Here is a 252-nt window from a genome sequence, read left to right on the forward strand (position 1 = left end):
GGCTCGGCCGAGCGATGGCCGACCCGACCCGTTCACGAATCCTCATTTCCCTGCTGGAGAGCCCTGGCTACCCGGCCGACCTTTCCCGAGACCTCGGCCTGAGCCGATCCAACGTCTCCAACCACCTCGCCTGCCTGAGGGACTGCGGCATCGTCGTCGCGGAACCGGAAGGCCGCAAGACGCGCTACGAAGTCTCGGACCCGCACCTGGCACGCGCCCTCACCTCGCTCATCGAAGTGACGCTGGCGGTCG

The 252-nt window shown here is 67.9% G+C and carries 1 protein-coding gene; it reads left to right on the forward strand.

The annotated features are described in order from the left end of the window. A partial coding sequence (locus ACSYDW_RS18950) for an ArsR/SmtB family transcription factor (protein WP_438340290.1) occupies nt 1-252 on the forward strand: 252 nt, incomplete at both ends.

This window comes from Paeniglutamicibacter selenitireducens (genome assembly GCF_051550675.1).
In the GTDB taxonomy this organism is placed as follows: Bacteria; Actinomycetota; Actinomycetes; order Actinomycetales; family Micrococcaceae; genus Paeniglutamicibacter.